The sequence below is a fragment of the Diaphorobacter aerolatus genome (genome assembly GCF_014489535.1).
Taxonomy (GTDB): domain Bacteria; phylum Pseudomonadota; class Gammaproteobacteria; order Burkholderiales; family Burkholderiaceae_C; genus Diaphorobacter_A; species Diaphorobacter_A aerolatus.
This window is the reverse complement of record NZ_CP060783.1, coordinates 4,089,730-4,102,443: the sequence shown is the minus strand read 5'-3', so window position 1 is coordinate 4,102,443 and position 12,714 is coordinate 4,089,730. Positions and strand designations below refer to the sequence as shown.

Genomic DNA, 12,714 nt, shown 5'->3' with positions numbered 1-12,714 from the left:
GACTTCTTCTTCAACGCTCAAGGTCTAGAGCCTTCAAATAAAAACTCACGACCTGACGGTCGAAGAGTGACCGCCATGCAGATGGCGACCTTACTGGTTGTTTTCAGCGTCCGCGTTTTCGGCAGTGGAGAAATTCACTGCACGACCGGGAACGATGGTCGAGATGGCGTGCTTGTAGACCATTTGAGTCACTGTGTTGCGCAGCAGCACAACGTATTGGTCAAATGACTCGATCTGCCCCTGCAGCTTGATACCGTTGACCAGATAGATCGAAACGGGCACATGCTCGCGACGCAGTGCATTCAGAAAGGGGTCTTGCAAAAGTTGGCCTTTATTGCTCACGATATTCTCCGTGTTCTCAGAGCGTTGTTGTAAACCGACACCTTACCACAGCCAACGGACCCCAACTTCGTCAAGGGCTTGAATCAGCGTTGTTTTGGTGCTAGCGCGCCAAAAAATTTATTTATCGGCGTAGGGGTTATGTGAGGTCTTCATTTCAATTCTCAAGGGGTTCCCACGAGATTGAATTCCTTGCGGAAACGCGCTTCCAGAAACCGCTTGTAGGCGTCCGTCACATGCTCGAGCGAATTGCCGTGAATCACGATCACCGGCGGGTTCATTCCGCCCTGGTGCGCATAGCGCATCTTGGGCCGGTACATGCCGGATTTCTTGGGCGTCTGGAATTGCACGGCCTCAAGCAGCAGGCGTGTGAGCACCGGCGTCGGCATCTTGCAGGTGGCCGATTTGTAGGCCTGAAGAATCGAAGTCCACAGCGGCCCTATGCCCTGGCGCTTGATCGCCGAGATGAAGTGAATCGGTGCGAACTTCAGGAACGACAGGCGCGTCTCGATCGAACGTTCGAGCATCTGCCTCTGGTAGTCGTCGACCGCATCCCATTTGTTGACCGCAATCACGACCGAGCGACCACTTTCCAGAATGTAGCCCGCAATGTGCGCATCCTGATCCGTCACGCCCTGCGTGGCGTCGAGCAGCAGCAGCACGACGTGTGCACTTTCGACCGCCTGCAGGGTCTTGACCACCGAGAATTTTTCAATCGCCTCGAACACCTTGCCCTTGCGGCGCAGGCCCGCCGTGTCTATCAATTCAAACCGCTGGCCCAGCCGCTCGAACGGCACCGAGATCGCATCACGCGTCGTGCCCGGCATGTCGAACGCGACCAGCCGTTCCTCGCCAAGCCAGGTGTTGATCAGCGTGGATTTGCCGACGTTCGGGCGACCCGCGACGGCGAGGCGAATCACGCCCTTGTCCGTGTCGTCCTCGTCTTCTCCGGGCTCCGGCAGGTTGAGCAGCGCCAGCGCATGCTCGACCAGCGGGCGCACACCCTGACCGTGCGCGGCGGAAATCGGATACACCTCGCCCAGGCCGAGTTCGTAGAACTCGGACATGTGCATGCTGTCCTTCATGCCCTCGGCCTTGTTGCCAACCAGCAGGGTCGGTTTGCCGAGGCGGCGCAAATACTTGCCGATCTCGTGATCCTGCGCGGACAGTCCGGCGCGCGCGTCCACGACAAAAATGACCACGTCCGACTCGGCAACTGCCTGCTGCGTCTGCTTGGCCATTTCGCGAAAGATGCCCGAGGAGGCATCCGGCTCGAAGCCGCCGGTATCGATCACGATGTATTCGTGCTTGCCCTGGCGGCCATTTCCGTAGTGCCGGTCACGCGTCAATCCGGCGAAGTCCGCAACGATGGCGTCGCGCGACTTCGTCATTCGATTGAACAAGGTGGACTTGCCCACGTTCGGGCGTCCGACCAAAGCTATAACTGGCTTCATTTTTATGGTTGGTCTATTGCGGCCTGAAGCCGAAGATTCCACCGTCGCGGGTCACCACGACGAGCGTGCCAGCCGCGGCCACCGGGGCTGCGGCGATACCGGATTTGTCGGTCGAAAGACGGTTGAGCGGCGCTGCATTCTCGCGCGAGAGCATGTGCACGTCGCCAGTCGATTCACCAATCACCACCGAACGCCCCAGCACCAGCGGTGCCGTGAGATGCCGGTAGCGCAGACGGTCGCTGCTCCACATCTTGACACCGTCGGCACGCCTCCAGGCGAGCACCGTGCCATTGCTCTCGACGCCGTAAACGGCGTTTTCATCACCATCGACACCTTCACTGCCTGCGGCCGTCTGCGTCCACGCGACCGCGCCGCGATCCATGTCGATGCAGCCCACGGAAGTCTGGAACGCACGTGCGCAGAGACTGCCTCCGATGCGGCTGGTGCGACCGGCGATTTCCACGAGACGCTCGACATCGTTCGTGCCGCGCGGGCTTGCCAGAGGCGCTTCCCAGCGGATCGAACCGTCGTCGGGATTGAAGCCCACGAGTCTTCCCGCAAGACCGGTGACGAGCGTGTTGTCCATGGCCATCAGCACACCCTGCTGACGCAGCACCAGCGCCTCGCCCGGACGCTGCTGCACCCAGATGCGCTGACCGGTTGCGGCGTCGTAGGCATAGACCGAACGATCGGCTGCCAGCACGAAGATGCGATTGCCCGCGACCAGCGGCGCGGTGAACACCTGGATCGGCAACTGCTTGCGCCAGAGTTCACGTCCGCCTTCGATGGCGATCAGCTCGTTGCGCTTGCTGACCACGGAACTCCAGCGACCGTCGCTACCCACCCCTGCGGACAGCGGAGTGCCCAGGTTCACGCGCCACGTGGCAGCGCCCGTGCCCGCATTGAACGAAACGACCTCGCCCGCGTCCGACGCCACGATGACGGTATCACCGATGACGCGCGGCTCCAGCACGATGCTCTGCACCTTGCCGATGTTGGTCTTCCAGACCTGCGAGACCGAAATCACTGGAACATTGGCGCCCAGTTCCACGGGCTTGGGAGCGGAACTGCCACCAAACATCGAGCAACCACCAAGCGCCAGAGCACTCGCCAATACGCCTGCCGTGAAGGCAATGCGGGATTTGCTAGAGAACCTCGTTTTCACTGACTACTCCCCGTTGTCTGAGCCGCAGCGACCTGCACCGTTGCGCCGAGCGAATTGAGCTTGGCCTCGATCAAGCGACGATAGTTCGAGCGTGGATCCAGCTTGGCATGCGCCTCCTGGTATGCCGCGATGGCTGCCTTGGCATCGCCACTGAGCGCCAGCACATCGCCGCGGCGGTCGGCAAAAGACGCGGCGAATTCGGGAGGAACGCTGCCTTCGAGCTGCTTGAGCGCCTCAGGATACGCCTTCTGCTCCATCAACACTGCGGCCAGGCGCAGGCGGGCAATGGCTTTCTGGCCCTCGAACTTGGAGTCCTTGGCAACCCATTCGAGCGCGCTCTTGGCACCGTCGAGATTCTTGGCATCGACCAAGACCTTGGCGGTCGTGAGTCCGGCCTGCCCCGCCTGCGCGGTGCTGCCATAGCGCGACTTCATGTCGTCGAACGCACGCTGCAGACGCTGCACGTCCTTGGCCTCGGCCGCAGAGTCCACCTCGTCAAACAGCACTGCGGCCTGGGTCGCCTGACGGGACTGCCAGTAGTTGTAGCCGCTCCACGCGGCGAAGCCGCCGCACACGAGCACCACGACAGCAGTGATCAACGTGCCCCACTGCTTCCAGAAGTGCTTGATCTGGTCGAGCTGTTCCTGTTCTTCGAGGTCAAAATGATTGGCCATGATGTTGTATTCCGCTGCTTGTGATACTAGTTAACCAGTGATGTGGAGCGTTGCCGCCCATGTGTCGATGTCAGCCAGCGGCTGCTCGACCTGCTGCCCGTTGCCGTCGCGCAGTGATTTCACTGTGACCGCACCGCGCGCCATCTCGTCCGGACCGAAGATCAGCGCAAAGCGTGCACCGCTTGCGTCGGCCTTCTTGAATTGCGATTTCATGCTGCCCATGCCCTCGCCCGCCGTGACCGCCGAATGCATCTGCACGGTCACTCCGGCCATGCGCAATTTTTGCAGCGTGGCCATGACGGTCGGCAATGCCTGCGCATCGGGAATGATGGCGTAGGCATCGGACGTGGGTTCGGGCACGGGCTGCTCCTGCTCCTTGAGCAGTTCGAGCACGCGCTCGACGCCCAGCGCCCAGCCCACGGCAGGGGCGGGTTTGCCGCCGATCTGCTCGATCAGGTAGTCGTAGCGCCCGCCGCCGCAGATCGTGCCCTGTGAGCCGAGCTGGGTCGTGATGAACTCGAACACCGTGAGGTTGTAGTAGTCCATGCCGCGCACCAGGCGCGGGTTCAGCGTCCACTTCACGCCGTTGGCATCGAGGATGGTCTTCACGGTCTCGAAATGCGCCAGCGAGGCCTCACCCAGAAAGTCGAACAGTCGCGGCGCGGCATTCACCAGTTCCTGCATCGCCGGATTCTTGGTGTCCAGAATGCGCAGCGGATTGCTGTAGAGGCGGCGGCGCGCGTCTTCATCGAGCACATCGAGGTTCTTCTCGAGGTATTCGATCAGCGCCGCGCGGTGCGCCTTGCGTTCCTCGGGCTGGCCGAGGCTGTTGAGCTGCAACTCGATGTTCTGCAGGCCGATTTCCTGCCACAGGCTGTGCGCGAGCAGGATCAGCTCGGCATCGACCTCGGCACCGGGAAATCCCAGGGCTTCGGCACCGATCTGGTGGAACTGGCGATAGCGCCCGCGCTGCGGCCGCTCGTGGCGAAACATCGGCCCCATGTAGTACAGGCGCTTGCCGCCCTCATACAGCATGGTGTGTTCGACCACGGCGCGCACCACGCCCGCCGTGGCCTCGGGGCGCAGCGTGAGCTGCTCGCCGTTGAGCCTGTCCTCGAACGAGTACATCTCCTTTTCGACGATGTCGGTCACCTCGCCGAGTCCGCGCACGAACAACGCGGTGGGCTCGACGATGGGCGTGCGCATGTTGCGGTACGCAAAGCGTGCCATCAGGTCACGAACCTTGTCTTCCAGCCACTCCCACTTCGCCGATTCGGGCGGGAGAATGTCGTTCATTCCCTTGATGGCTACCAATTTTTGAGTCTTGCTCAACTGAAATACCTTTTTATTGTCGGCAGCGCCTGCACTCACTCGATTGCCGCGCGATGTCCATTCTGTCGAAAGACGGGATTGTCACCTGAATAGGTTCAAGCGGCGTCCGCGCCCCCAAAGCGTCTGGCGATATAGCTCTCCACCACTTGCTGGAATTCCTGGGCAATGCCCTCGCCGCGCAGCGTCATCGCCTTCTCTCCGTCGATGAACACCGGCGCGGCCGGCGCCTCGCCCGTGCCCGGCAGGCTGATGCCGATGTCGGCATGCTTGCTTTCGCCGGGACCATTGACGATGCAGCCCATGACCGCGACCTTCATCTTTTCCACGCCGGGATAACGTCCGCGCCAGACGGGCATCTGCAGGCGCAGGAAATCGTCGATCTGCTTGGCCAGTTCCTGAAAAGTCGTGCTCGTCGTGCGACCGCAACCGGGGCACGCCGTGACGCTGGGCACGAACATGCGCAACCCCAGCGATTGCAATATCTCGGATGCCACGACGACCTCCTGAGTGCGCGCCTCGCCCGGCATCGGGGTCAGCGAGACACGGATGGTGTCGCCAATGCCTTCCTGCATCAGCACCGACAGCGCCGCCGTCGAGGCCACGATGCCCTTGGTGCCCATGCCGGCTTCGGTGAGTCCAAGGTGCAGCGCGTAGTCGCAGCGTTGCGAGAGCGCGCGGTAAACCGCAATCAGATCCTGCACGCCGCTGACCTTGCACGAGAGAATGATCTGGTTGCCATCCAGGCCCATTTCCTCTGCACGTTTCGCGGAATCGATGGCCGAGGTGATCAACGCCTCGTACATCACCTGCCTGGCGTCCCAAGGCGCGGCGCGGCGGCTGTTCTCGTCCATCAGGCTCGCGAGCAGTTCCTGATCGAGACTGCCCCAGTTCACACCGATGCGCACGGCCTTGTCGTACCGGACGGCGGCCTCGATCATCTGGCCGAACTGCCGGTCGCGCTTGTCGCCCTTGCCGACGTTGCCGGGGTTGATGCGGTACTTGGACAGCGCCTTGGCACAGTCCGGGTATTCGGTGAGCAGGCGGTGGCCGTTGTAGTGAAAATCACCCACCAGCGGCACGTTCTCGCCCATGCGGTCGAGTTGCTCGCGGATATAGGGCACGGCCGCCGCCGCTTCCGGCGTGTTCACGGTGATGCGCACCATCTCCGAGCCCGCACGTGCAAGCTCCTTGACCTGAATGGCCGTGCCAATCGCGTCCACCGTGTCGGTGTTGGTCATGGACTGCACGCGCACCGGAGCATCGCCGCCCACGGTGACGACGCGGTCACCCCATACCACCCGGGCCTGCCGCGATCTGCGCGCCGCAGGGGCCGACATCGCCACAGGTTGTTCCATAACGGACATGTTCACTTCACCTCGAATCGCGCGACGGAGCCGCGCGCATAGTTGCTCAAGGACATGGGCTGTCCACGCACGATCACGTCCGTGACATCAGGACGCCCGACGGTTACGTTCCACGGCGGCGCACCGGTCGCCACGACGCTCTCGCCTGCCGCCAGTTCGCGCTGCAGCACGACACCGTTCACCGCGCTCACGATCTTGATCCAGGAAGCCTCGCGTGCCTTGATTTCCAGGACCTTCGATGCGTCTCCCGCCACCGCCGACGATGCGGCTGCGAGCGCCGCATTCGCGGCCACCGTCGGCGCAGCGACTGCGGCAGTTGTCGCGCCCACATTGGCCGGCGCCAGGGAAGCGCCCATCGGCGGCACCGCAGCATCGCTGGCAGTCGCCTCCGTCGCGACGGCTTCGCGCGGCTCGTTTGCCGCCACATTCGGCGAAGACTCCTGCGCCGACGTTCCGTTCTGCGCCTCCGGTCCCGACGTCATTTCCTTGTGCGGGAAAAATGCCACGGCAAGCGCACCCACGAGCAACACCACCACGGCCGCGCCCAACCAGCGCGATTTGTTCGGACGCTCGATCGAGCTCTCCATCTTGAAGCGGCCCGTCGGGTCCTTGAACGAAGCGTTCAGCCCGCGCGAGGTGTTGAGCGCCTGCGGAGCGCCCGAAGGCAGCAGAGCCAGCACCGGAGCCGGATCGATCTTCAGCGTGCGGCACACGGTGGCCGCGAGCGCGCGCATGAATACGTTGTCGGGAAACTCTTCATGGCGCCCGGTCTCCAGCGCATCGATCTTGCTGACCGGCACCTTCAGCGCCACGGCCAGCGCGGCGATGTGCACGCCCGCGGCCTCACGCGCCTCGCGCAGGATTTCCCCTGCCGTGGCCGCGCCATATGCGGCCTCGTTCATGTTGTCTTCAGGCACTGCGGCACCCATGCCCAGTTGCTCACTCATTGAAAGCACCTCTCTCGTAGGCCAGCATTTGTCTGGAATCAGGGAAGCGGCGGCGCAGTTGCTCAGCCAATTGGCGCACCGCCGCATGGTCGCCCAATCCACGCTCGACCTTGATGCCAAGCCACAGCGAATCGGCCGTGGCGAAATTGCTGCTGTTCAGGCGTCGCATATAGAACTGCGAACGCTTGAGATCGCCCTTGTCGAACTTCAGCTTGGCGACTTCGTAGCCAAGGATCGGGTTGCCCGCATCGAGTTCGTAGGCGCGTGTCAGGATCGGTTCGGCCTGATCGGGCTTGCCCGCGCGCACCAGGCACACGCCCTTGGACATCTGCGTCTTGTTGCGATCCTGATAGGTCGGAACCGCCAGCGCCTTGTCGAACATCGCCTCGGCCCGGGCGTATTGCTCCTTCTGGCACAGAAGCCAACCCAGGTTGTGCATGATGTCCGGGTCGTTCGCGCGCATGCCCAGCGCGCGATTGAGACTTTCCTCGGCCTGATTCAGATCGTTCATCTGCATGTAGATCAGTCCGCGCAGATGGTAGGCGTCGACGAAGGTCGGATCGGCGGCGAGCGCCTGACGGATTTCATCGAGCGCCACATTCGTCTGGCCGCTTTGCAGGTAGTTGGCGGCCAGTTCCAGGCGGATGCGCGCACGGCGACGCACGTCCGTGTCCACGGTGGTGGCCATCTGGCTGGTGTCGGCCTCGCTCGTGGAGGTCGTGCTCACGCAGCCGCCGAGGCCCATGGTTGCGACCAGCAACGTAGCTGCCGTACCTCCCAACAGCCCCGCGCGCCGCCATTCCAAGCCCCGTCCGTTCATACTGATCCCCTTGAATTGTTCACGCCTCAGGCCTCATCTCAGGAGACGGGCCTGATTTCAATGGTGCGGAGCTTGGCCATGCGTTGCTCCACCTTCGTGCGATCCCGCACGTCGCCTGCCAATTGACCACAGGCGGCATCGATGTCGTCCCCGCGCGTCTTGCGCACAGTGGTGACGATACCCGCATCGGACAATATTTTTGCAAACATCGTCACCTGAGCCGAACTCGAGCGCTTGAGGCCCGACGCGGGGAAGGGGTTGAAGGGTATCAGGTTGAACTTGCAGGACACATTGTCTGCCCCCTGTCCGCGAACCAGTTCTATCAACTGTCTTGCGTGTTCGGGCTGATCGTTCACGCCGTCAAGCATGCAGTACTCGAACGTGATGAAGTCCCGCGGCGCGTGCTCCAGATAACGGTTGCAAGTCTGCAACAGTTCCGCGAGCGGGTACTTGCGATTGAGCGGCACGAGGTTGTCGCGCAATGCGTCATTGGGCGCATGCAGCGACACCGCCAGTGCCACCGGGCAGTCAAGCGCCAGCTTGTCCATGAACGGCACGACACCCGACGTGGACACCGTGACCCGGCGGCGCGACAGCCCATAGCCATGGTCGTCGAGCATGGTGCGCAGCGCGGGCACCAGTGCCGAATAGTTCTGCAACGGCTCGCCCATGCCCATCATCACCACGTTGGAGATGACACGTTCGTCGGTGTTGAATCGTTTGCGCAGGAAATGCTCTGCATACCAGAGCTGGGCGATGATTTCGCCGGTCGTCAGATTGCGGCTGAAGCCCTGATGCCCGTCGAGCAAAAGCGGCAACCGACCGCGCAACCGGCCTGCGAGGAGACGCACAGCGTGCCACGGTCATCCTCGGGAATGAAAACGGTTTCGACCGCATTGCCATCACCCACGTCGAACAGCCACTTGATCGTGCCGTCGGTGGAGATGTGTTCGGTCACCACGGGCAGGGCCGTGACGTGCGCGCAGCCGCGCAGCTTTTCGCGCAGCGATTTCGCCAGATCGCTCATCTGGTCGAAATCACTGGCACCGCGCTGGTGAATCCAGCGGAACAACTGCGTGGCGCGAAAACGCTTCTCCCCCAGACCTTCGCAGAAAGCGGTAAGGCCATTCAAGTCAAAGTCGAGAAGATTCGTGGTCATAACGCAAACCAGTCCATGTCCACGCGGGAGAGAAGAGTTTCAAGAATCCGGCTGACACAGGATTGGGATCACCCCAACCCCGCACAGTTCCCGAATCAACGAGCGTAGACGTTCATGCCGGGGAAGAAGAAAGCCACTTCCACGGCAGCGGTTTCGGCAGCGTCGGAGCCGTGCACTGCATTGGCGTCGATGCTGTCGGCGAAGTCGGCGCGGATGGTGCCGGGAGCTGCCTTCTTGGGGTCCGTTGCGCCCATCAGTTCGCGGTTCTTCAGGATGGCGTTTTCGCCTTCCAGGGCCTGGATCATCACCGGGCCGGAGATCATGAAGTCCACCAGATCCTTGAAGAAAGGACGCTCCTTGTGAACAGCGTAGAACTGCTCGGCTTCGAGGCGCGACAGGTGAGCCATGCGAGCGGCAACGACCTTCAGGCCGGCAGCTTCGAAGCGTGCGTAGATTTGGCCGATCACGTTCTTCGCAACTGCGTCGGGCTTGATGATGGAGAGGGTGCGTTCGATAGCCATTTAATGGTTTCCTGTTGAAATATGGACTTTTTTGCCTGAGAAGCAAAACCCGGCATTTTAGCTTTTCGCCAAAACCTTGGCGAAAGCCACTTCGTCACGGATGAAATGAAGCGCCCCAAGGGCACAAACAGCGGTCGCACGGGACGTGAAATCTTCACGCCCCTTCATTTCACCGTCATGAAAACTTAACGATCGCGCCGACGCGGACCGTTGTTGCGTTGCTGCTGGCGCTGGCGCGAGAAGCTGTCGCTGCCGATGTAGCCCACAGAGGTCTTCATCGGATCGGGCTGCGAGGAGCCACCGCCACCGCCACCGCCACCGCCACCGCCGGACTTGCCACGGCCGCGAGTGCTCTGGTTGCGACCACCGGACGCCGAGCGGTCCTGCGGACCGCCAAATGCGCCCGGATCACGCGGGCCGCCCTGGCCGCCGCCCTGATTCTGGCGATTGCCGCCCCTGCCACCGTTGCCCAGCGGACTGCGCAGACCGCCGCGGCGATTGTTGTTGCCGCCCCGGCCCTGCCCTTGCCCTGAGCGCCACCGCGCGTATCGGCGTTGCCGCCCGGGCGGTTGTCCATGACCTCGCCCGCACCGGCTGCCGCCACGAGCGCCCGGATGTCACGTTCATCGAGCTCCATCCACGCGCCGCGCTTGAGCCCGCGCGGCAGCATCATCGCGCCGTAGCGAATGCGGATCAGGCGGCTCACTGCATGACCCACGGCCTCGAGCATGCGGCGCACCTCGCGGTTGCGGCCCTCCGAAATCGTGACGCGGTACCAGTGGTTGGCACCTTCGCCGCCGCCATCGTCGATGGAGCCGAACGAGGCCACGCCGTCTTCGAGCTGCACGCCTTCGAGCAGGCGTTCCTTTTCCTCGTTGCTCAGCGCGCCGAGCACGCGCACCGCGTATTCGCGCTCCAGACCGAAACGCGGGTGCATCAGCTTGTTGGCCAGATCGCCCGAACTGGTGAACAGCAGCAGGCCTTCGGTATTCAGATCCAGACGACCGACCGATTGCCATTTGCCCTGCACCAGGCGCGGGAGCTTGCGAAACACCGTCGGGCGGTTTTGCGGATCGTCGTGCGTGACCACCTCGCCCACCGGCTTGTGATACGCCAGCACGCGTACCGGCGGTGGTGCGATGCGGTAGCGGATCGGCTTGCCGTTGATCTTGATCTGGTCGCCAAACTGCACGCGCTGACCGATGTGGGCAGGCTCGTTGTTCACCGAAATGCGGCCTTCGAGAATCAACTGCTCCATCTCCAGACGCGAGCCCAGGCCGACCTGCGCAAGCACCTTGTGCAGCTTGGGCGTTTCGGCCTGCGGCGGCAGAACACGCTTGCTGGGGGCTACGGCTTCGTCATCCTCATCACGATCGAGCTGACCCGACACCACGTCCGCGAACTGGTATCCCTCGTCTGCGCCGCCTGCACCACGCTGCGGGCGGCGACCATCGCGGCGCTCACCGCCACGTTCATTGCGTTCACCACGCCCATCCTGATGGCGCTGGCGACCCGGTTCGTTGCCGCGCTCGTTGCGATGACGGCGCTCGCCGCCCTGCGGCTGCTCTGCCGCAACCTCGGCGGCAGGCACATCGGCGGTGGGTTGGGGCAGCACGGGTTCATCTTCAGCCTGCGGCTGCACTCGCGCCCTTTCAACCACAGGCTCCACCGCTTCGACCGGCTCGGCGGCGGGTTGCATTTCAGTCTCAACCTCGGCATCGGCCTTGGGTTTGCGAGGCGCACGCGTGCGCTTGGGTTTCTCGGCCGCTGGCTCATCACCTGAGGGAGCGCCAGCCTCGGCATCGAGCGGCTGCGCATCGTCTGTCGCAGGCGCATCTGCCTTGGTCGCGCGGCGGCGGCGCGGCGGCTTTTCTTGCGGCCCTGCGGTCGGTGCGGGGTTCTGCTCGTCGGCAGATTGATCTGTTGAATCGTTCATAGGTTTTTTTCCGCGTCGTCGTCGTCGTCAACGTCACCTTCGCGCAGGAGCCCTTCGTCCTGCCCTGAAGGCATTCCGGCCTGATCGACCGGGTCCTGCGCAACGCTGTCGCCCGAAGGCAGTGGTGTTGTGTGGGATGCTTGCGCATCCGTGGTATCTGCGTTTTCGTCTTCCATCGCCTCGTCCGCAGCAGGACCCGCTTCCTCGCGGGCTTGCTGGTCTGGAGCAAGGCCTGTGGTTGCTCCGCCGTCTTCATCGTTGCTCTCGATCCCGGTTTCCATCTCGATGGCGGTTTCGGCAGTTTCGAGCGGCAACTCGCCATCCGGCGCTGCGGAGCCTGGGGCATCGGTGGCCTGGGCAGCCGCCTCATCCAGCAGGTCGCCCTGCAAGCTGTGCTCCAGCGCCTCTGCACCGAGCGCATCGAGCATGGCGGACTGCGCAGCCGAGTCTTCCAGCACCGGCAACTGATCGAGGGACTGCAATCCCAGATCATCGAGAAACTGCCGCGTCGTGGCGAACAAGGAGGGGCGGCCCACAGTCTCGCGATGACCGATCACCTCCACCCAGCCACGATCCTCAAGCTGCTTGATGATCAGGCTGTTGACCGTCACACCGCGAATGTCTTCGATGTCGCCGCGTGTCACCGGTTGGCGGTAGGCGATGATCGCCAGCGTTTCCATCGTCGCTCGCGTGTAGCGCGGCGGTTTTTCGGGGTGCAGGCGGTCGAGAAACTCGCGCATCTCGGGACGGCTTTGAAAGCGCCATCCGGTCGCCACCGGCACCAGTTCCACGCCGCGCTGCGCCCAATCGAGCTGCAGATCGGTCAGCAGGCTCTTGATGGTGTCAGCGCCGAGCGCATCGTCGAACAGCACGCGCAGCTCGCGCACGGTCGCAGGCTGCTGCGCGCAGATCAACGCGGTTTCAAGGACCCGTTTGGCATCCAGCGTATTCATGGTTCCGCAATTCCGGGAAAGGAGCAGCGCCACGGAATCAGGCAGCGGCT

Annotated in this window: 9 protein-coding genes and 3 pseudogenes; all 12 read right to left on the bottom strand. The window is 62.9% G+C overall.

Annotated elements, in window-relative coordinates; translation table 11 throughout:
• Positions 1-90: 90 nt before the first annotated feature.
• Positions 91-342, bottom strand: coding sequence for an RNA chaperone Hfq (gene hfq / locus H9K75_RS19100; protein ID WP_187723808.1), 252 nt, complete (start codon positions 340-342; stop codon positions 91-93).
• Positions 343-459: 117 nt separating this feature from the next.
• Positions 460-1,793, bottom strand: a pseudogene (gene der / locus H9K75_RS19095) (ribosome biogenesis GTPase Der).
• Between the two features lie 13 nt (positions 1,794-1,806).
• Positions 1,807-2,874, bottom strand: coding sequence for an outer membrane protein assembly factor BamB (gene bamB / locus H9K75_RS19090; protein WP_264294041.1), 1,068 nt, complete (start codon positions 2,872-2,874; stop codon positions 1,807-1,809).
• Positions 2,875-2,954: 80 nt separating this feature from the next.
• Positions 2,955-3,632 (bottom strand): YfgM family protein, encoded by a 678-nt coding sequence (locus tag H9K75_RS19085; RefSeq protein ID WP_187723806.1) that lies wholly within the window; start codon positions 3,630-3,632, stop codon positions 2,955-2,957.
• Positions 3,633-3,662: 30 nt separating this feature from the next.
• Positions 3,663-4,928: a histidine--tRNA ligase gene (gene hisS, locus H9K75_RS19080; protein WP_226858314.1), complete on the bottom strand. Its 1,266-nt coding sequence runs from the start codon at positions 4,926-4,928 to the stop codon at positions 3,663-3,665.
• Positions 4,929-5,059: 131 nt separating this feature from the next.
• The gene (gene ispG, locus H9K75_RS19075; RefSeq protein ID WP_187723804.1) at positions 5,060-6,328 is read right to left on the bottom strand and encodes a flavodoxin-dependent (E)-4-hydroxy-3-methylbut-2-enyl-diphosphate synthase; all 1,269 of its coding nucleotides are present in this window, start codon (positions 6,326-6,328) and stop codon (positions 5,060-5,062) included.
• Positions 6,329-6,330: 2 nt separating this feature from the next.
• The gene (locus tag H9K75_RS19070) at positions 6,331-7,275 is read right to left on the bottom strand and encodes a helix-turn-helix domain-containing protein (protein ID WP_187723803.1); all 945 of its coding nucleotides are present in this window, start codon (positions 7,273-7,275) and stop codon (positions 6,331-6,333) included.
• The gene (gene pilW, locus H9K75_RS19065; RefSeq protein WP_187723802.1) at positions 7,268-8,095 is read right to left on the bottom strand and encodes a type IV pilus biogenesis/stability protein PilW; all 828 of its coding nucleotides are present in this window, start codon (positions 8,093-8,095) and stop codon (positions 7,268-7,270) included. Before pilW ends, H9K75_RS19070 begins: the two co-directional genes overlap by 8 nt.
• 38 nt (positions 8,096-8,133) lie before the next feature.
• Positions 8,134-9,254 (bottom strand): annotated as a pseudogene (gene rlmN / locus H9K75_RS19060) (23S rRNA (adenine(2503)-C(2))-methyltransferase RlmN).
• 95 nt (positions 9,255-9,349) lie between these two features.
• Positions 9,350-9,775: a nucleoside-diphosphate kinase gene (gene ndk, locus H9K75_RS19055; RefSeq protein WP_187723801.1), complete on the bottom strand. Its 426-nt coding sequence runs from the start codon at positions 9,773-9,775 to the stop codon at positions 9,350-9,352.
• Between the two features lie 185 nt (positions 9,776-9,960).
• Positions 9,961-11,474, bottom strand: a pseudogene (locus H9K75_RS19050) (pseudouridine synthase).
• Positions 11,475-11,707: 233 nt separating this feature from the next.
• Entirely contained in the window at positions 11,708-12,664 is a 957-nt protein-coding gene (gene scpB, locus H9K75_RS19045; RefSeq protein ID WP_187723800.1) for an SMC-Scp complex subunit ScpB, read from the bottom strand.
• Between the last annotated feature and the right edge of the window lie 50 nt (positions 12,665-12,714).